17 protein-coding genes are annotated in these 18,041 nt (G+C 64.9%); 6 read left to right on the forward strand and 11 right to left on the reverse strand.

Going from position 1 to position 18,041, the window contains the following annotated elements; all coding sequences use genetic code 11:
- Positions 1-127: 127 nt before the first annotated feature.
- Together QW861_RS01010 and QW861_RS01015 are read left to right on the forward strand one after the other, a co-directional pair.
- Entirely contained in the window at positions 128-1,933 is a 1,806-nt protein-coding gene (locus QW861_RS01010; protein WP_315751658.1) for a class I poly(R)-hydroxyalkanoic acid synthase, read from the forward strand.
- A gap of 73 nt (positions 1,934-2,006) precedes the next feature.
- Complete coding sequence (locus tag QW861_RS01015; RefSeq protein WP_315751659.1) at positions 2,007-2,405, forward strand: MAPEG family protein; 399 nt, start codon at positions 2,007-2,009, stop codon at positions 2,403-2,405.
- A gap of 9 nt (positions 2,406-2,414) precedes the next feature.
- Here the strand turns inward: QW861_RS01015 and QW861_RS01020 are convergent, their stop codons facing one another.
- The 11 genes from QW861_RS01020 to QW861_RS01070 form a co-directional block, all read right to left on the reverse strand.
- Complete coding sequence (locus QW861_RS01020; protein WP_315712126.1) at positions 2,415-3,464, reverse strand: LacI family DNA-binding transcriptional regulator; 1,050 nt, start codon at positions 3,462-3,464, stop codon at positions 2,415-2,417.
- A complete protein-coding gene (locus QW861_RS01025) occupies positions 3,461-4,105 on the reverse strand; it encodes a ThuA domain-containing protein (protein ID WP_315712128.1) in 645 nt (214 codons plus the stop codon). The genes QW861_RS01020 and QW861_RS01025 overlap by 4 nt, the downstream gene beginning before the upstream one ends.
- A gap of 10 nt (positions 4,106-4,115) precedes the next feature.
- Entirely contained in the window at positions 4,116-5,213 is a 1,098-nt protein-coding gene (locus tag QW861_RS01030) for a Gfo/Idh/MocA family oxidoreductase (protein ID WP_315712130.1), read from the reverse strand.
- Between the two features lie 22 nt (positions 5,214-5,235).
- Positions 5,236-6,084 (reverse strand): carbohydrate ABC transporter permease, encoded by an 849-nt coding sequence (locus QW861_RS01035; protein WP_315751660.1) that lies wholly within the window; start codon positions 6,082-6,084, stop codon positions 5,236-5,238.
- Complete coding sequence (locus QW861_RS01040) at positions 6,077-7,018, reverse strand: sugar ABC transporter permease (RefSeq protein WP_315712132.1); 942 nt, start codon at positions 7,016-7,018, stop codon at positions 6,077-6,079. Before QW861_RS01040 ends, QW861_RS01035 begins: the two co-directional genes overlap by 8 nt.
- A 1-nt stretch (position 7,019) precedes the next feature.
- Positions 7,020-8,279 (reverse strand): extracellular solute-binding protein, encoded by a 1,260-nt coding sequence (locus QW861_RS01045; RefSeq protein WP_316192597.1) that lies wholly within the window; start codon positions 8,277-8,279, stop codon positions 7,020-7,022.
- 285 nt (positions 8,280-8,564) lie between these two features.
- On the reverse strand, positions 8,565-9,692 hold the full coding sequence (locus QW861_RS01050) for an RNA ligase (protein WP_315751662.1): 1,128 nt from the start codon (positions 9,690-9,692) through the stop codon (positions 8,565-8,567).
- Positions 9,693-9,730: 38 nt separating this feature from the next.
- Complete coding sequence (locus QW861_RS01055) at positions 9,731-10,957, reverse strand: threonine ammonia-lyase (protein WP_315751663.1); 1,227 nt, start codon at positions 10,955-10,957, stop codon at positions 9,731-9,733.
- 114 nt (positions 10,958-11,071) lie between these two features.
- Positions 11,072-12,064, reverse strand: coding sequence for an N-acetyl-gamma-glutamyl-phosphate reductase (argC, locus tag QW861_RS01060; RefSeq protein WP_315712138.1), 993 nt, complete (start codon positions 12,062-12,064; stop codon positions 11,072-11,074).
- A gap of 10 nt (positions 12,065-12,074) precedes the next feature.
- Positions 12,075-12,725, reverse strand: a complete 651-nt coding sequence (locus QW861_RS01065; RefSeq protein ID WP_315712139.1) for an FMN-binding negative transcriptional regulator — start codon at positions 12,723-12,725, stop codon at positions 12,075-12,077.
- 245 nt (positions 12,726-12,970) lie between these two features.
- Complete coding sequence (locus QW861_RS01070; RefSeq protein ID WP_315712141.1) at positions 12,971-13,501, reverse strand: DedA family protein; 531 nt, start codon at positions 13,499-13,501, stop codon at positions 12,971-12,973.
- 271 nt (positions 13,502-13,772) lie between these two features.
- Between QW861_RS01070 and parE the strand changes: the two genes are divergently transcribed.
- From parE to QW861_RS01090, 4 genes are all read left to right on the forward strand, one after another.
- On the forward strand, positions 13,773-15,836 hold the full coding sequence (gene parE, locus QW861_RS01075; RefSeq protein ID WP_315826883.1) for a DNA topoisomerase IV subunit B: 2,064 nt from the start codon (positions 13,773-13,775) through the stop codon (positions 15,834-15,836).
- Between the two features lie 238 nt (positions 15,837-16,074).
- Complete coding sequence (locus tag QW861_RS01080) at positions 16,075-16,848, forward strand: porin family protein (protein ID WP_316164781.1); 774 nt, start codon at positions 16,075-16,077, stop codon at positions 16,846-16,848.
- Between the two features lie 202 nt (positions 16,849-17,050).
- A complete protein-coding gene (locus QW861_RS01085) occupies positions 17,051-17,236 on the forward strand; it encodes a hypothetical protein (RefSeq protein ID WP_315712631.1) in 186 nt (61 codons plus the stop codon).
- Between the two features lie 30 nt (positions 17,237-17,266).
- Complete coding sequence (locus QW861_RS01090) at positions 17,267-18,034, forward strand: glucose 1-dehydrogenase (RefSeq protein ID WP_315712145.1); 768 nt, start codon at positions 17,267-17,269, stop codon at positions 18,032-18,034.
- Positions 18,035-18,041: the final 7 nt, after the last annotated feature.

Raw genomic sequence — 18,041 nt, forward strand, 5'->3', positions numbered from 1 at the left:
ATCATGATGTCGGAAGCGAGAGATTTTTTCGCAGCGCAACAATCAGAAATCGAATTTGCCGCAAACTCGCGGATTATTGATCTCGCTCGGTGACGAAACGGTCCCGACGCGATAGTGTGATCCAGCCATGACCGACGTTCAGAACAGCAGCAATCCAGAAAAAACATTCGATGCGGAAGCGTTCGCGATGAACATCGCGAAAGCCATGGAAAGCAGCGGCAAGGCGCTCTCGGCCTACCTGAAGCCGCGCGAGACGGGCGAAGTTCAGGACCGGCCACCAACCGAATTGACCGAAGTCGTCAAATCCTTCACCGCCGTCGCCGACTACTGGCTGTCGGACAAGGATCGCGCCAGCGACATCCAGACCAAGATCGCCAAGGGCTATCTCGATTTGTGGGGCTCGGCCGCGCGCCGTCTCGCCGGCGAAGACGTACCCCCGGCCATTTCGCCCTCCCCGCGCGACAAGCGCTTCGCCGATCCGGAATGGAAGTCGAACCAGTTCTTCGATTTCGTGATGCAGGCCTATCTGCTGACGACGCAGTGGGCGCAGGACCTTGTCCACAATGCCGAGGGCCTCGATCCGCACACGCGCAAGAAGGCCGAGTTCTACGTCAACCAGATCACCAATGCGCTGGCGCCCTCGAATTTCGTCCTGACCAATCCGGAGGTGCTGCGGCAGACGGTAGCGTCGAGCGGCGATAATCTTGTGCGTGGCATGCAGATGCTCGCGGAGGACATCGAGGCCGGCAAGGGCTCGCTGAAGATCCGCCAGTCCGACCCGGCCAATCTCGAGGTCGGCGTCAACATGGCGACGACGCCGGGCAAGGTGATCTTCCAGAACGAGATGATGCAGCTGATCCAGTACGCGCCGTCGACGGAGAGCGTGCTGCGGACGCCGCTCCTGATCGTGCCGCCCTGGATCAACAAGTTCTACATCCTCGATCTGCGCCCGGAGAAATCCTTCATCAAATGGTGCGTCGATCAGGGCCTGACGGTGTTCGTGATCTCCTGGGTCAATCCCGACAAGTCGCTCGGGACCAAGACCTGGGAGGACTACATGAAGGAAGGCCCGCTCACCGCGATGGACGTCATCGAGAAGGTGACGGGCGAGATGAAGGTGCACACGCTCGGCTATTGCGTCGGCGGAACCATGCTCGCGACGACGCTCGCCTGGCTGGCCGACAAGCGCCGCCAGCGCGTGACCTCGGCGACCTTCCTCGCCGCACAGGTCGACTTCACCCATGCCGGTGATCTCCTGGTGTTCGTCGACGAGACCCAGATCTCGGCGCTGGAGCGCGACATGCAGGCCTCGGGCGTGCTCGAGGGCAGCAAGATGGCGATGGCCTTCAACATGCTGCGCTCGAACGACCTGATCTGGTCCTATGTCGTCAACAACTACCTGAAGGGCCAGCCGCCGCAGGCATTCGACCTGCTGCACTGGAACTCGGACGCCACGCGGATGTCGGCGGCGAACCATTCCTACTACCTGCGCAACTGCTATCTGGAGAACCGGCTGACGCAGGGCACGATGGTGCTGGACAACACGCTGCTGGATCTCTCCAAGGTGAAGGTGCCGGTCTACAACCTCGCCACCCGCGAGGACCACATCGCGCCGGCCGACTCCGTGCTGTACGGATCGCAATTTTTCGGCGGTCCGGTGAAGTACGTGCTTTCGGGCTCGGGCCACATCGCCGGCGTCGTCAATCCGCCCTCCTCCGGCAAGTATCAGTACTGGACCAATGACCAGATCCACGACATCTCGCTGAAGGACTGGATGAAGGGCGCGCTGGAGCACAAGGGCTCGTGGTGGCCGGACTGGCGCGAATGGCTGAGCCAGCTCGATCCGGAGGAGGTTCCCGCGCGCGGCGTCGGCAGCGAGGCCTATCCACCGCTCGAGGATGCGCCGGGCTCCTATGTCCGCGTCCGCGCATAGCGCGATCCGCCGCGATTGACTATAAACGCTCCGTCCCGCCGGGACGGGACGGGAATCAGTTGAGGGGATCTCGATGACGCGCGAACTGTTCTGGCTGACGCTCACGGTCATTCTGACCGGCCTGCTGTGGGTTCCCTACATCCTGAACCGCTGCCAGGTCCGCGGCCTGACGGGCGCGATGGCCAACCCCTCCCGCAACGACAAGCCGCACGCGCCGTGGGCGACCCGGCTGATGTTCGCGCACGACAACGCGGTCGAGAACCTCGTGATCTTCGCGCCGCTGGTGCTGATCCTCAACGCGATCGACTATTCGACCAAATGGACCGTGCTCGCCTGCGCGGTCTATTTCTGGTCGCGCGTCGCCCACGTCATCGTCTACGCGATCGGCCTGCCCGTATTTCGCACCCTTGCGTTCGTCGTCGGCTTCATCGCCCAGGCCGTCCTGGCGCTCGCGATCTTCGGCTGGCTCTAGGCCTATCGGCTAGGGAAGATTGTCCCGCAGGAAGATATCGATGCGGATGCGCTCCTGATCGGGGCTGATCGGCTCGCCCGAGCAATGCGCGAGCAGGACGCGCGCAGCCGAGCGCGCCTCGTGGCCGGGATCCTGGTTGATGATGGCGTCGCACGTGCCGCGGACCAGGAACCGCCTGGTGTGCTGGGTCAGCTCATGGGTGATCCAGACCACCTCCCGGGCGCGGCCGGATGCCTCGAGCGCATCGGCGATGCCACGGTTGCCGGCGCCACAACAGTAGATGCCGCGCAGATCCGGATGGCGCGCGAGCAGCGCGGCGGTCAGCTCCCGCGTGCGCTCGCTCTCATCGCGGCCTTCGATGGCCGGAAGCGCGAGCAGGTTCGGGTACTCGCTGGACAGGATCTGGTGAAAGCCGAATTGCCGCTCGGCGTGATCGCGCAGCGACAATGATCCCGCGATCACGGCAACCGTCCCCTCGCGACCGCCGAGATAGCGCCCCATCAGCGTGGCCGCCGTCCGTCCCGCGGCAGGGTTGTCGATGCCGACGTAGTGCAGGCGGCGCGAGCTCGGGGCGTCCGAGACCAGGGTCACCACCGCGACGCCGCGCGCGGTGAGCTCGTCGATCGCGGCGCGCACTCTGGGGTGATCGAGCGCGATGACCGCAACGCCCTGATAGGCCGGCGACAGGTTCTCCAGCGCACCGGCCAGCACGTCAGGATCGAACACGTCGACGTGGAGGATATCGATGAAGCCGCGCTGACCGGCCAGCCACTCTGCCGTGCGCTGGACCTGCTCGGTCAGGATGGTCATGAAGCTGTTGCCACCGGTCGGCAGCACGAAGGCAAAGCGGAAGCTCTGGCCGCGCGCGAGCCGTGCCGCTGCGACGTCGGCGCGATAACCCAGCTTGGCAACAGCGGCCTCCACCCGGGCAACGGTCTTGGCACGCACGCCCTCGCGCCGGTTGATGACGCGGTCGACGGTGGCGAGCGACACGCCCGCCGTCCGCGCGACGTCCTCCAGCGTGGCCCGGACCGGTAACGGGTTCGCGTCAGCCGTCACTCGCGCGCCGCCCATAGCATGCCGCGGGTCATCAACGTCCGGATCTCCGGCACGTCGAGCTCGTAGGCACGGTGGCCGAGCGAGGAATAGAATACCCTGCCCGCGCCGTAACGCTTCTTCCAGACCACCGGCATCACCACCCCCTCGATCCATGGGGCGTGCTCTCCGGTGAAGGTCGTGGTCGCCAACACCTCGTTGGCCGGATCGACGTGCATGTAATACTGCTCGGAACGGTGCTCGAAACTTGTCAGGCCCTTCATGATGGGATCGTCCGGCCTGGTCAAGTCGACCCGGTAGTCGATGATGTTGCCGGGATGGGCGACCCATTGCCCGCCGCACAGGAACTGGTAGTCGACCGAATCGCGGAAGGCATCGCACATGCCGCCATGATGGCCGGCGAGCCCAACGCCGCTGCGCACCGCCGCGCAGAGGTTGAGCGCTTCCGCCTTCTCGATCTTGGACATCGTGTAGATCGGGATGATCAGCGACAGATCGTGGATCGCAGGATCTGCGAACGCGGCCGTCGTGGTCTCGATCCGCACCTCGAAGCCTTCCGCCTTGAGCCAGCCGCGGATCATCGAGGCACAGAGATCGGGGTCATGTCCTGGCCAGCCGCCCCATACAATCATTGCCTTGCGCATGTCTCTGTCCTCAGTCGATCTGTCCGGTGTCGCGTCCAACAGGCAACATCGCCGGCCGCTCCACGCGGCTCTCGATCTTGACCCGCCGCCCTTCGCTTGCGGAGGTCTGGAACGCCTCCATGACCTCCAGCACGTGGAAGGCGAGCGCACCGCTGGCCCGATGCGGCCGGTCGTTCAGGATCGCGGTCGCCATATCGGCCACGCCGATGGAGCGGAACTCGCCGTCGACGTGACCATGCGTCAACGGCATCGTCTGCCAGTCGCCGCCGGTCTTGGCGACCTGCACCTCGCCGCCGAAGCGGTTGGGGTCCGGCACCAGCATGCTGCCCTCGGCGCCATAGATCTCGATGGGCGCGTGCCGGTGCTTCGGAACGTCGAAACTCATGGTGACCGAGACCACCGCCCCGCTCTCGAACTCGAGCGTGCCCGCGACGTGGGTCGCGACCTCGACCGGGATCAGCGTGCCGTTCATCGGCTGGCTGGTGACCAGGCGTTCGGATCTCGGGCGCGCGGTCGAGCCCATCACGCTCGCGACCGGGCCAAGCAACTGCACCAGATCGGTGATGTAGTATGGGCCCATGTCGAGCATCGGGCCGCCGCCGCGCAGGTAATAGAAGCCCGGCGCCGGATGCCAGCGCTCATGGCCGGGACAGCCGAAGAACGCGCTGCCCGCGACAGGCGTGCCGATCGCGCCGTCGTCGATCAGCTTGCGCGCGGTCTGGTGGCCGCCGCCGAGGAACGTGTCGGGCGCGCAGCCGACCCGCAGGTTCTTCTGCGCGGCAAGCTCGATCACCTTGCGGGCTTCCGCGACGTCGATTCCGAGCGGCTTCTCGGAATGAACGTGCTTGCCGGCATTCAGCACGGCGAGACTGACGTCGGTATGGGCGAGCGGCACGGTGAGATTGATGACGATCTCGACGTCATCGCGCTTCAGCAATTGATCGACCCGCATCGCCGGCAGGCCGAAGGCTGCGCCCTGTCGCTCGGCTGCGTCGCTGCGCATGTCGGCGAGCGCCTTGATGTCCAGAACGGGGAAGCGCTGGGCCGCCTTCAGATAGGCGGTGCTGATGTTGCCGCAGCCGATGATGCCGATGCCGACTTTTCTCATTGGGGTCTCCGTGAGGTCCCGTTCATCCCTTGACCGCGCCCGACGTCAGGCCGGCAACGATGTGCTTCTGCGCCAGGAGGAAGAGGATGATCGTTGGCAGGATGGTCAGGGTGATGAAGGCGAGGATCAGGTGCCACTCGGACGAATACTCGCCCTGATAGACCATGATGCCGAGCGGCCATGGATACAGCGCATCGGTGTTGAGCATCACCAGCGGCAGCAGATAGGCGTTCCAGCTGTTGACGAAGGTAATGGTGCCGACCGTCGCCAGGATCGGGCGCGACAATGGCAACGTCACGTAGCGGAAGAATTTGATATAGCTGCAGCCGTCGACCAGCGCGGCCTCGAGCAGCTCGTAGGGGATGTCCTTGAAGAAGCGGCGCAGCAACAGCACGCTCATGGCGAGGCTGAAGGCGACCTGCGGCAGCGCGACGCCGAAATAGGTGTCGAGCAGCCCGAGATCGCGCACCTTGATGAACAGCGGCAACACCGCGGTCGCCGCCGGAAACAGCAGGCCGAGCGTCAAATAGCTCAGCAGCATCGAGCTGCCGTAGAATCGGACATGGGCAAAGGTGAAGGCCGCCATCGACGCGACGATGAGAGTCAGAACGACCGTCAGCGTGGAGATGATCAGCGAATTGCGCAGGAGCTGCCAGTAGCGCCCGGAGAACAGGATATCGGCATAGTTCTGCCACGCCCAGTGCTGCGGCAGGCCGAACGGATTGACGCGCAATTCCCCGAGCGACTTGAAGCCACCGAGCAGCGTCGCAAGCAGCGGCACCAGCACGAAGATGGCGACGATCGCGAGGAAAACCGTCTTGAACAGCACGGCGGGATCGAATGGTGCCCGGGTCGTCTCCACCTTATTCATCGCGCATGAACCATCGCTTGTAGGTGAAGGCAAAGGTGACGCAGATCACGAACAGGATGACGCCGATGGCGCTGCCATAGCCCACCCGCATCCGGGAGATGCCGTTGTTGTAGAGAAAGCTCACCATTGTATTCGAGGAGTCGGCGGGCCCTCCGCGCGTCAGCGGCATCACCAGGTCGAACAGCTGCAGCGAGCCGACGATGGCGAAGAACACCGAGAGCCGAATCGTCGGGTAGAGCAAGGGAATGACGATGTGGCGCAGGCTCTGCGACCGCGTCGCACCGTCGATCCGGGCGGCCTCGATCAGGCTCTTGTCGATGCTCTGCAGCGCGGCGATGAACAGCATCATGTGGAAGCCGAAATACTTCCAGACGATCACGATCAGCACCGCCAGCATCGCCGTGTCGGTCGAGGCCAGCAGATGCGGCGGCTCGGCGCCGAAGCTGCGCCAGATCGACGCGACCAGGCCATAATCGCCGTCATAGACGAAGCTGAAGATCAGCCCGGTCGCGATCTCGGCGAGGATATAGGGCATGAAGAACAGCATCCGCAGCGCCACCGCGCCGCGGAACCGCTCCGCGAGCATCAGGGCCAGCGTCAGCGCCAGCGGCAACTGGACACACAGCGAGACCGCAATGATCAGGCCGTTGTTGCGCAGCGCGAGCCAGAACGCGCGCGTCTCCAGCACGAAACGATAGTTGTCAAAGCCGATCCAATGGGTCGGCCTGCCGAACCCATTCCAGTTGAAGCCCGAGTACCAGGCGGCCTCGCCGATCGGCAGCACCACGAAGAGCGTGAACAGCAGCAGCGCAGGCGGCAGGAACAGGATCAGGACGGTGAAGCGGCCGTCCCAGCTCGGGCCGCCCACCGCGCGCGTGGAGAGCGATGCCGGCGATACACCCATCGCCGGCGAACTCGCGATCGGACGTGCCACGTCAGTTGCCCTGCTTCCGCGCTGCCTCGATCGCCTTGGCAGCCTCCTGCGGACTCATGCTGCCGCCGGCTATCTCCGCGGAGACATCGTTGACGACGCGACCGACGGAGGGGCCGAGGCTCTGGTCATAGAAGTTCTGGTGATAGTTCGATTTGGCCAGATTGGACGCGATCAGCTTCATGAAGGAATTGTTGAGGCCGGCGTCCGCGCCCTGCACCACCGGGATGATGAAATTTCCCGCCGCCAACCGTGTCTGGACGTCCTTGGAGATGAAGTACTTCAGGAAATCGACGGCTTCCTTGGGCGAGCCCTTGGTGACCAACCAGCCGGTGATGCCGCCGAGCGTATCCGTCGGCGCGCCCTTGCCGCCTTGCACGACCGGAAAATCGAACCAGCAGATCTTGTCTTCGCTCAAGCCGACCTTGTCGGCGGCGAGCGCCCGCTGCAGATTGTAGACGGAGCTGATCGCGAGCGTCATCGCCGCCTTGCCATCGCCGAAATATCCGACGGCCTGCGGGTTCTTGAAGCCAAGAAAGCCATTCTGGAATGGCTGGAGATCGACGAGCTGCTTGAACAGCTCGCCTGATTTGACGAAGGTGTCGCCGGCAAAGCCGCCATTCTCGCCGCGCAGCGCCGCGTCGAATGCCGGCTTGCCGCCGATCCGCACCGCAAGATGCGTCCAGTAGAAATGCAGCGGCCATTTGTCGGCGCCGCCGACCACGATCGGGGTCACGCCGGCCGCCTTCAACGTCTTCACGGCGCTCAGCAGATCGTCCCAGCTCTTGATCGCCGTGGGATCGACCTTGGCCTTGGCCATCAGCTCCTTGTTGCAGACGAAGCCGACCTGCGACAGCGAGATCGGAAGGCCGTAGACGTGGCCGCCATCGGTGAATGCCGCGAGCGCCGCCGGAGTCACGCTGTCGCTGTAGCCTTTCACCTGCTCGGTGATGTCCTCGAGCACGCCAGCCTCGATCTGCGCCTTCAGGACACCGCCAGCCCAGCTATAGATGATGTTCGGCCGGTCCTTGGACTGCAGGATGGTCGGCAGCTTGGCCTTGCAGGCCTCGTTTTCGAGGAACTGCATCTCGATCTTGACGCCCGGATGCGACGCCTCATAAGCGCGGGCCACCTCCTCCCAGATCTTCACCTGGGCTGGATTGACCTCGATATGCAGCCATTTCACGGTGGTATCGGCGCTCGCGACGGTGGCCCAGAGCAGGCATGCGGCAGCGGCGAGTCCCAGCTTCGCGAGCAGTCTCATCACAATCCTCCCAACCGTCTTCTTTGTTGCGGTAATCCTGTCCTCATTTTTTGAGGTACGCAACTAAAAAACTGACCTGACAACCTCAGACGATGAGCGTCGCGCGTGCGACCGGAATGACGTGCCTCACTCCGCGCGCGTGAGTTCCATTCGACCGCGTGAGCAGGTCGTGGCGCAAAGAAGCGAGAAAGGTGCAGATAAGGCAGCAAGCACCGCGTCGGCGGAGGCGTGTTGCTGCAATGCAATGGACGTCCACGACCTCGCTGCGCGAGGCCGCTGGCGGCCTCAGCCGTCGAGAGCGTCGATCAGCGTTTCGTCGACCAACGGACGCAGGCTGAAATCGTCCTTCAGCCGCGTGCGTCCATACCAGTCGAGCAAGGTGACCTCCTTGCCGAGATAGCGCTGCATCGCCAGGCCGAACAGCGGATTGTCCTTGTTGGCGATCGCAAAGCTCTTGCGGTCGAGATCGCGGTCACGCTGATAGACGGCCTCGATCTCATCCAGGAAGCGGGAGAGCATGCTTTTCAGTCGCGCCTCCACCTCATTCACCGCGGCCAGATCGACACCTGCTTCGACCAAGTGGCCTTTGACGTCGTCCAGCTCTTCATTGAGCGCCAGCCAGGCGATGTCGCGCTCGCGCAGGAACGACAGGCTGCGATGGATGCGCAGGTACCAGGGGCACTTGATCTTGACCATGTCGCCATTGGCGAACTGGATGACGTAGCCTTCCCTGCCCTCCATGTCGGCCAGCGAGTCAATGGCGGCGGCAAGCGACAGCCCGTCGAACCGATGCACCAGCGGAACGCCGTGGCCGGCGACCAGGTCATGAACGGCATGACCGCTGTCCAGCATGACATATTGGCCGGTGACGTTGTCGCGCACATGCAGCAGCCGCAGCTCGGGCTGCTCCTGCGCGACGACGATCCGCGCATCCGGATGGGTCAGCTCGAAGATCGCGGTCATGCCGGCGCTCGCGACCTCCTTGGCGAAGGCGTTGATGTGGGCGTGCTCTGGCTGGTCCAGCAGCCCTGCAGCCAAATGGACCACATCCGAGTTGAAAGACTTTTTCGACCGCCACTTCAGCTGGCCCTCGACCCAGGCGGTCGCGACCATGCTGCCGTCGAGCTTGTCGTAGATCGCGACGATGTCGTCACGCGACAGCAGCCGGTCCGGCGCCAGCCATTCCTTCTCCCCGACGTTGAAGAACTTGTGCAGCGGCCGCGAAACGATGTGGCCGGAGCGGTCGAACGCGATGCCGCGGCACTCCAGCGCCTCCGGCGAGTCGAAGGTCTTGGAGTCCATGAACAGATAGCAGCCGAGCGTGATGCCGTTGGGCTGGGAGAGGAAACGAATCTCCTTCTTCCCAGCGACCGCAGGCTCGACGTCGGAGATGTGCCGAATGGTCTTGAACATCGTTGACGTTCCACAATCCGTATCGTTGGGAGGCGCGCTCAGGTGCAGCGCGCCTTGAAATTTGCGGCGACAAGCTTCGCCATCACGTCGTTGAGATGCGCCTGGTCGCGCGTCTCGATCACCAGCTCGAGCAGGGTCGCCTTGGCCGGCAGGTCCGAGAACGTTCGCTGATGCGACACCTCGATGATGTTGGCGCCGGCATCGGCGAGCAGCGTCGACACGGCAGCGAGTTGTCCGGGACGATCGACGATGTCGATCGACAGCTGCGTCAGCCGCCCCTCGCGAGCGAGCTCGCGGGTGAGCACCGAGGCGATCAGTCGGGTGTCGATGTTGCCGCCGCTCAGCACCAGGCCGACATTGCGGCCGGCAAACTGCGCGGGATGCGCGAGCACTGCGGCGAGACCGACGGCGCCGGCGCCTTCGACCACTGTCTTCTCGATCGAGATCAGCGTGGCGAGCGCACGCTCGATCTGCGCCTCGTTGACCAGCAGGATATCGTCGACGAGATGGCGGATGATCTCGGTCGTGATCCGGCCCGGCGATTTCACCGCGATGCCCTCGGCGAGCGTGTCGCCGCGCATCGGCAGCTGACTGCTGCGGATGGCGTTGTACATCGACGGATAGAGTTCGGCCTGAACGCCGACGATGCGCAAGCCCGGCTTGATTGCGCGCGCCGCGACCGCCATGCCGGAGATCAGCCCGCCGCCGCCGATCGGCACCACGAGCGTATCGAGCTCGGGGACCACCGCGAGCATCTCCAGCGCCACCGTGCCCTGCCCTGCGATGATCAGTGGATCGTCGTAAGGATGGATCATGGTCATGCCGTGCGCCGCGCCGTGCTCCCTGGCGAACGCGCCCGCCTCCTCCAAGGTGGCGCCGGAAATCACGACCTCGGCGCCGTGCCGCTTGGTGTTCTCCACCTTCACCATCGGCGTGCCCACCGGCATCACGATGGTCGCGGGAATGCCGAGACGCCGCGCGTTATACGCGACGCCCTGCGCGTGGTTGCCGGCCGACATCGCGATCACGCCGCGTTCGCGCTGCTCGGCGGACAGCGCATTCAGCCGGTTCAGCGCGCCGCGCTCCTTGAACGACGACGTGAACTGCAGGTTCTCGAATTTCAGCCAGACGTTGCAGCCGCAGATCTCGCCGAGCGTCCGGCTCTGGTTGCAGGCCGTCGCGAGCACGGCGCCACCGATGGTCTCGGCGGCGGCCCGCACATCGTTGGCGGTGACGGGCAGCGCGTTCAGATCAGTGGCGGTCATGGGTCTGCCCATCCCTCAGCGTGCGTCATTGCACGCGATGCCGGCGGCGCGCCGACCTCGCATGATGTTGCCGATCGTGCCGGCGCGTCTGCGGCCGGACGATCCAGATCGGTCTCAGCTCCCGAGATCGGGCAGTCCGAGCATCAGCCGCATGTTCTGCACGGCCGCGCCCGAGGCGCCCTTGCCGAGATTGTCGAGCCGCGCCACCAGCACCGCCTGGTGATGCTGGTCGCTGGCGAAGACGTAGAGCTCGAGCTTGTTCGTCTCGTTCAGCGCCTCCGGCTCGAGCCGGCCGCTCTTGGCCGCCGCGCCATCGAGCGGCATCACCGAGACGTATTTGCTGCCGGCATAATGCTTCGTCAGGGCCGCCTGCAGGTCCGAGCCTGACGGCTTGCCCGGCAGTGTGTCGAGTTGCAGCGGCACGGAGACCAGCATGCCCTGCCGGTAGTTGCCGACGGAGGGAATGAAGATCGGCCGCCGGGTCAGCCGCGAATAGAGCTGCAGCTCAGGCAGATGCTTGTGCTCGAGGCCGAGACCGTACAGCTCGAAGTTCGGCGCGGTGCCATTCTCAAAGGCCGCGATCATCGTCTTGCCGCCGCCGGAATAGCCGCTCACCGCGTTCACCGTGACCGGATAGTCCTGCGGCATCAGTCGGGCATCGACCAGCGGCCGCAGCAGCGCGATGCCGCCGGTGGGATAACAGCCGGGATTGGAGACCTTGCGCGCATTCCGGATCTTGTCGGCCTGGTCGGCGGCGAGCTCGGGAAAGCCATAGGCCCAGTCCGGCGCGACCCGGTATGCGGTCGACGCGTCCAGCACCTTCGGCGCAGAGCTGCCCATGCCGTCGATCAGCGCCACCGTCTCCTTGGCCGCATCGTCCGGCAGGCAAAGGATGACGAGATCGACCTCGGCCATCAGCGCCCGCTTGGCCGCCGGATCCTTGCGCTTGTCCTCGGCGATCGTCTTCACGACGATGTCCGGCTGGTGCCGGAGACGCTCGGCGATTCCCAGGCCGGTCGTTCCCGAGCCGCCGTCGACGAACACGGCGCGTGTCGCAGTCCCGGAGGCGGCGTGAGCTTTCGGCACGTTGCTGTCGATCACGGTCATGACACGCTCCTTAGGTCTGGGTTTCGCCGGCAAAGGCCTGGGGCCGCGCCTGCCGCATGAGAGAGGAAATCTGTTGCGAGCCGATGTCGGGCTGCTCGCCGAGCCTCGTCGCGATCGTCGCGTAGTCGGCCTCGGACTTGTGCTGGTTGAGCTTGAAGCTGCCTTCGACCTGGTCGATCGTCATGACGATGCCCACAATCGCCTTGCGCATCGCCTCGAGGCGTCCCGCCGTCATCTTGTCCGAGGTCCAGGGCTTCTTCGGCAGCAGCCGCTGCTCGAACTTCGCACTGACCTCATCCGTCTGCCGCGCGAGCTCGGCCTCCGACAAGATCCGCGCCGTACCGGTCAGATGCACGGCCTGATAGAGCCAGGTCGGCACCTGGTCGGGCGACACATACCAATCGGCGGAGACGTAAGCATCGGCGCCGCTGACGGCCAACAGCCAGGGCGTCGTACCGTCGGCGATCCTTGCCAGCGGATTGCCGCGCGCGACATGGAAGAACGCCTGCGGCGTGCCATCGTTCAAGGCGCCCAGGTGAAACGGTACCGGTGACGCGATCGGCTTTGTGCCGTCCCACGCGCAGACCATGCCGAAGCCGCGCGCGTCAGCGAAGCCGAGGCTCGCGGCGCGATCGGGCTTGAAGGGCGGTGGCGTGTACATCGGAAACTCCTGCTGGACGAAGGAGCCGCCTGATCAATCGCGCTGCAAGGAGAAAGTCTGCCGCGGGATCGGATCCGGCGGCAGGGGCTGTGATCTAGACGCAGATCATCGCCCGTACCGCGGAGGTACGACGGCGCATTTCGGCGATCATGTGGGTCGCTGCGTTGATCATGGGGGCAGGCCTATAAGGCTGCCGGGTTCCTGCGTCAAGCTCGCAAGTCGGCCCGGCGCGTTCAGGGCTGGCGTCAGACCGCATGCCACAGCCATTCCATGATGCGCCCGATGATGTCGCCGAACAGCAGCAGCACCGCCGACCACACCAGCGCCGACACGAAGTTGGCGATCTGGAACACCATGTAGGGCATCTCGAAAATGCCCGCCGCCAGCGGCACCGATGCGCGCAACGGGCCAAAGAACCGGCCGATGAAGATGCTCGGCACGCCCCAATCGCGCACGAAGGCCTCGCCGCGCGGCAGCAGCTCCGGGTAGCGCGACAGCGGCCACATCTGGGCGACGCGGTCCTTGTAGCGGTAGCCGAACCAGTAGGAGACCCAGTCGCCGAGCGCGGCGCCGATGCCCCCGGCCAGCCATATCGGCCAGAAGCTGATCCCGGTGGCGCCGATCAGGGCGCCGATCGCGACCAGGGCGCCCCAGGCGGGAATCAGGAGCGAGACGAAGGCCAGGGACTCGCCAAAGGCAAGCAGCAGGACGATCGGAGCAGCCCAGGCCTGATGGTCGCGCACGAAGTCGGCAACCGCGCGGCCAAAATCTTCCATCTGCTCGACGCCTTTCTGCTCCGCGGCGCTTAAGTGCTTGAAGGCCTTCGCGGTTCCATGGCGCAGACTGGTACGCCACCGAACCCGCCCACTTCAAGTCACAACAACCGGCTGAACCGCGTGAACAGCGGCGATCCAGCGTTCGGAACCGGCCAAGACGTGGCGGGCCGGTGAACGTCGTTGTTTCCCGGGGTCATTGTTTTATGCCGGTCCATGGCATAGTCAGGCCCAACGATTCGTTCCATCTTGCGCACACGCAACATCAGATTCCATGGGTAAGCCGTTGAAATCAGCTGCAAAAGCCAAGGCCAAGGGCGTCACGGACCCGTTGGCGGCGTTCGCCGCCAAGGGCAAGGCTCCGGCCAAGCCAGCCGCCCGCTCGGTGGGTGCCGAGGGCGATTACACTGCCCGTGACATCGAGGTCCTCGAGGGCCTGGAGCCGGTGCGGCGCCGCCCCGGCATGTATATCGGCGGCACCGACGAAAAGGCGCTGCACCACCTGTTCGCCGAGGTCATCGACAACTCGATGGACGAGGCGCTGGCCGGCCACGCCACCTTCATCGAGGTCGAGCTCGACGCCGAAGGCTTCCTCACCGTGACCGACAACGGCCGCGGCATTCCTATCGATCCCCATCCCAAATTTCCGAAGAAGTCGGCGCTCGAGATCATCATGTGCACGCTGCACGCGGGCGGCAAGTTCGATTCCAAGGTCTACGAGACCTCGGGCGGCCTGCACGGCGTCGGCATCTCCGTGGTGAACGCGCTGTCGACCCGGCTCGAGGTCGAGGTCGCCCGCAACCAGAAGCTCTACCGCATGGTGTTCGAACGCGGACATCCCAAGGGCAAGCTCGAGGAGGTCGGCAAGGTCGCCAACCGGCGCGGCACACGGGTGCGTTTCCAACCCGACCCGACCATCTTCGGCGCCAAGGCGACGTTCAAGCCGCAGCGCCTGTTCAAGATGGCGCGCTCGAAAGCCTATCTGTTCGGCGGCGTCGAGATCCGCTGGAAGTGCGATCCGTCGCTGCTGAAGGGCATCGAGGACGTCCAGGCCGAGGCGACGTTCCATTTCCCCGGCGGTCTGAAGGACTACCTGGCCGCAGCGATCCATGCCGACACGCTGGTCCATCCGGATATCTTCGCCGGCAAGTCGGGCCGCACCGGTGGCCATGGCGGCTGCGAATGGGCGGTCGCCTGGACCGCCGATGCCGACGGCTTCCTGTCCTCCTACTGCAACACGATTCCGACGCCGGACGGCGGCACGCACGAATCCGGCATCCGCAGCGCGCTTCTGCGCGGCCTGAAGGACCACGCCGAGCGCGTCGGCCAGGGCAAGCGATCGGCCAACATCACCTCCGAGGACATCATGGCGGGCGCCGCCATCATGCTCTCGGTGTTCGTGCGCGAGCCGGAATTCCAGGGCCAGACCAAGGACCGCCTCGCCACGGCAGAGGCCCAGCGCATCGTCGAGCAGGCCGTCAAGGACCCGTTCGACCACTGGCTGTCCGGCAATCCGGTGCAGGCCAACCGGCTGCTCGATTTCGTCATCGAGCGCGCCGAGGAACGCATCCGCCGCCGGCAGGAGAAGGAGACGGCGCGCAAGACCGCGACCAAGAAGCTGCGTCTGCCGGGCAAGCTCGCCGACTGCACCGACGCCGGCACCGAAGGCTCCGAGCTGTTCATCGTCGAGGGCGATTCGGCCGGCGGCAGCGCCAAGCAGGCGCGCGACCGCAAGAAGCAAGCGGTGCTGCCGCTGCGCGGCAAGATCCTCAACGTCGCCTCCGCCGGCAAGGACAAGCTGACCGCCAACGCCCAGCTCGCCGATCTCGTGATGGCGATCGGCGCCGGCACCGGCACGTCGTATCGCGAGGAGGATCTGCGCTACCAGCGCATCATCATCATGACCGATGCCGACGTCGACGGCGCCCACATCGCCTCGCTGCTGATCACCTTCTTCTACCGGCAGATGCGGCCGCTGATCGACGAGGGGCATCTCTACCTCGCCGTGCCGCCGCTCTACCGGCTCACCCATGGCAGCAAGACGTTCTATGCGCGCGACGATGCCCATCGGGACGAGCTCCTGAAGCGCGAGTTCAATGCCAACGCCAAGGTCGAGATCGGCCGCTTCAAAGGTCTAGGCGAGATGATGCCGGCCCAGCTCAAGGAAACCACCATGGATCCGGCCAAGCGCACCCTGCTGCGCGTGGTTCTGCTGGCCGAGGATCGCGACGGCACCGCCGACTCGGTCGAGCGGCTGATGGGGACCAAGGCAGAGGCCCGCTTCGCCTTCATTTCGGAAAAGGCCGAATTCGCCAGCGACGAGCTGCTCGACGTCTAGCTTTTGACCCGATTTCACGCCTCGATTGCAGGTTCCATTGGCTCGCGCGAGCCTGCAATCGACCTTTCCAATCAGAGGGTTACGAGAATCCCGAGCATCCCGCAGCGCACTTTCCCCTCCGGTGTGCTCAACCTGCAACAGCTTTTGGGCACCAATCGGCTATAGTTCGGGCACATCTGGCGAGGGAATCGCCGCCGCAACCCGGCACCTGCGACACGACGATCTTGGGGAATTGGATATGAAGAAGTTTTTGCTTGCTGCCACTGCGCTGGTTGCGATCACGGGTGCCGCCTCAGCTGCTGATCTGGCGGCTCGCCCCTACGTGAAGGCTCCGATGATGCCGGTGGCGCCGAGCTGGACCGGCTTCTACATCTTCGGTGGCGCCGGCGGCGGTATCTGGGATGCCGACTCGCACACCAACTTCAACGGCGTGCCGGTGACGATCGATCAGCGCGTCGGCGGCGACGGCTTCCTCGGCACGGTCGGTGCAGGCTATGACTGGCAGGTCAATCCGACCTGGGTCTTCGGCGTGTTCGCTGATGGCCAGTTCGGCAGCCTGCGTGGCACCTTGCAGGATCAGTTCGCTGCCCTGACCGGCCGCATCAAGATGGAAACCGCCTGGGCCGCTGGCGCCCGCGTCGGTTACTTGGTTGCGCCGAACGTGCTGTCCTACGTCAACGCGGGCTACTCCGGTTCGCACTGGTCGGGCACCGGCCTGACCACCCTCACGGGCGCGGCGTCCGGCTTCCACACCGACTCGTTCAACCGCAACGGCTGGTTCGTCGGCGGCGGCGTCGAGAACAACCTGAACATCTTCGGCATCTCCGCGCCGGGCTGGTTCATGAAGACCGAATATCGTGCTGCCTATTACGACCGCAAGGACATCGCGGTCCGCACCGATGTCGGCAACCTCGTGACGACCGACTCGGTCAGCTTCAAGCCGTGGGTGCAGACCATCAGCACCTCGCTGGTCTACCGCTTCAACTGGACCGGCCCGGTCGTCAAGTACTGAGCCGAACGCACTCGGTCTTTCAATAATTCTGCGAAAAGCCCCGGTTGATCCGGGGCTTTTTGTTTTTGGCTCGGATATTGGCGGCTGGAGCCGCTGGTCATCTGCCGCGCCGGCCGCTAGCCTCCTCGTCACAAAACTTCACAAAAAAGACGGCAGCAGCGTTTCCGATGCTGTGACGCGGTCGACGAGGGAGGACATGGTCATGCGGAAATTCCTGATGATCGGCGGCCTGCTTCTGCTCGCCATCGGCCTGCTCTGGGTCGGTCAGGGCACCGGGGTGGTGGCATGGCCGCGGACGAGCTTCATGATCAACCAGCTGCAATGGGCCGGCTATGGCGTCGGCATGGGTGCACTCGGCCTGGTGATGATCTGGCAGGGCACCTGCTGACGTCTGACAACAACGACATGGAGACACGACATGGCGGGCCGTTTCGACCTGAGTGGCAAGGTTGCGATCGTGACGGGAGGCAACGGCGGAATCGGCTTGGGGATGGCGCGCGGGCTTGCCGATGCCGGCGCCGACATTGCCGTGGTCGGCCGCAACGAAACCAAGTCACGGGCGGCGGTGGCTGATCTCGCCGGTCGCGGCGGCCGTGCCATCACCGTCACAGCCGACGTCAGCGACAAGGACGACGTCGCCGCCATGGTCGCGCGCGTGACCAGCGAGCTCGGTCGCATCGACATCCTCATCAACAATGCCGGCATGAGCATCCGCAAGCCACCGCACGTGCTCGAGCTGGAGGAGTGGCAGCAGGTGATCGACACCAATCTAACCAGCGCGTTCCTGTGCTCGAAGGCCGCCTACCCGGCCCTCAAGGCGAACGGCGGCGGCAAGATCATCAACATCGGCTCGATGCTGTCGATCTTCGGCGCCAGCTTCGCGCCGGCCTATGCGGCCAGCAAGGGCGGCATCGTGCAGTACACGCGCGCCTGTGCCTGCGCCTGGGCGCCCGACAACATCCAGGTCAACGCGATCTTGCCGGGCTGGATCGACACCGACCTGACGCGCGCGGCGCGCAGCCAGATCGACGGCCTGCACGACCGCGTGCTGGCGCGCACGCCCGCGGCACGGTGGGGCGACATCGACGACTTCGCCGGCATCGCGACGTTCCTGAGCTCGCCGGCCTCGGACTTCGTCACCGGCACAGCCATTCCCGTCGATGGTGGCTATTCGATCATGGCCTAGCCGAGGC

Origin of the sequence: Bradyrhizobium sp. SZCCHNRI1029, from assembly GCF_032487555.1 — a bacterium.
Classification (GTDB): Bacteria; Pseudomonadota; Alphaproteobacteria; order Rhizobiales; family Xanthobacteraceae; genus Bradyrhizobium.

Coding starts and splice junctions, on each gene's coding strand:
- QW861_RS01010 (WP_315751658.1), top strand. CDS start 128: ATGACCGACGTTCAGAACAGCAGCAATCCAGAAAAAACATTCGATGCG.
- QW861_RS01015 (WP_315751659.1), top strand. CDS start 2,007: ATGACGCGCGAACTGTTCTGGCTGACGCTCACGGTCATTCTGACCGGC.
- QW861_RS01025 (WP_315712128.1), bottom strand. CDS start 4,105: ATGCGCAAGGCAATGATTGTATGGGGCGGCTGGCCAGGACATGACCCC.
- QW861_RS01030 (WP_315712130.1), bottom strand. CDS start 5,213: ATGAGAAAAGTCGGCATCGGCATCATCGGCTGCGGCAACATCAGCACC.
- QW861_RS01035 (WP_315751660.1), bottom strand. CDS start 6,084: ATGAATAAGGTGGAGACGACCCGGGCACCATTCGATCCCGCCGTGCTG.
- QW861_RS01045 (WP_316192597.1), bottom strand. CDS start 8,279: ATGAGACTGCTCGCGAAGCTGGGACTCGCCGCTGCCGCATGCCTGCTC.
- QW861_RS01050 (WP_315751662.1), bottom strand. CDS start 9,692: ATGTTCAAGACCATTCGGCACATCTCCGACGTCGAGCCTGCGGTCGCT.
- QW861_RS01055 (WP_315751663.1), bottom strand. CDS start 10,957: ATGACCGCCACTGATCTGAACGCGCTGCCCGTCACCGCCAACGATGTG.
- argC (WP_315712138.1), bottom strand. CDS start 12,064: ATGACCGTGATCGACAGCAACGTGCCGAAAGCTCACGCCGCCTCCGGG.
- QW861_RS01065 (WP_315712139.1), bottom strand. CDS start 12,725: ATGTACACGCCACCGCCCTTCAAGCCCGATCGCGCCGCGAGCCTCGGC.
- QW861_RS01070 (WP_315712141.1), bottom strand. CDS start 13,501: ATGGAAGATTTTGGCCGCGCGGTTGCCGACTTCGTGCGCGACCATCAG.
- parE (WP_315826883.1), top strand. CDS start 13,773: ATGGGTAAGCCGTTGAAATCAGCTGCAAAAGCCAAGGCCAAGGGCGTC.
- QW861_RS01080 (WP_316164781.1), top strand. CDS start 16,075: ATGAAGAAGTTTTTGCTTGCTGCCACTGCGCTGGTTGCGATCACGGGT.
- QW861_RS01085 (WP_315712631.1), top strand. CDS start 17,051: ATGCGGAAATTCCTGATGATCGGCGGCCTGCTTCTGCTCGCCATCGGC.
- QW861_RS01090 (WP_315712145.1), top strand. CDS start 17,267: ATGGCGGGCCGTTTCGACCTGAGTGGCAAGGTTGCGATCGTGACGGGA.